Genomic DNA, 641 nt, shown 5'->3' with positions numbered 1-641 from the left:
AACCCACCCCAAGGAGGCGACATGGTTACAGAGATTAAAACCACTCCCAAAACCCCAATTATCTACCCCGAAAGCGACGGTCAACCTATGGCAGAAAATACGGAACAATTCCGCTGGATTGTCACGATTCAAGGAGGAATTGATGCCCTCTTTAAAGATGACCCTAACGTATTCGTAGCCGGAGATTTACTCTGGTATCCCCTAGAAGGCAACAATAAACTGCGAGTGGCTCCAGATGTGATGGTAGCCTTGGGACGACCGAAAGGAAAACGGGGGTCTTATTTACAATGGCAGGAAAATAATATCGCCCCCCAAGTAGTTTTTGAAGTCTTATCTCCCGGAAATACCTTAACGGAAATGGCGAAAAAGCTGGAATTTTATCAGCGTTATGGAGTGGAAGAATACTATATTTATGACCCCGATAAAATTGACTGCTGTGGCTGGATTCGCACAGAGAATCAACTCACGCTTATTGAAACTATAAACGGCTGGATTTCTCCCCGGTTAGGGGTACGATTTGAAATCTCGGAGTCGGGGTTAGAATTGTATCGTCCCGATGGGCGGAAATTCTCGACTTATATCGAATTAGAGAGCGATCGCCAACAAGCCGAAGAACGCGCCCAACAGGAGGCAGAACGCGC

1 protein-coding gene is annotated in these 641 nt (G+C 46.6%); it reads left to right on the top strand.

Annotated elements, in window-relative coordinates:
• Positions 1–21: 21 nt before the first annotated feature.
• A partial coding sequence (locus P5674_RS25575) for a Uma2 family endonuclease (protein WP_315670461.1) occupies positions 22–641 on the top strand: 620 nt, incomplete at its 3' end.

Source organism: Limnospira sp. PMC 289.06 (genome assembly GCF_032350395.1).
GTDB lineage: Bacteria > Cyanobacteriota > Cyanobacteriia > Cyanobacteriales > Microcoleaceae > Limnospira > Limnospira platensis.
This window is presented reverse-complemented; position numbering and strand designations above follow the sequence as displayed.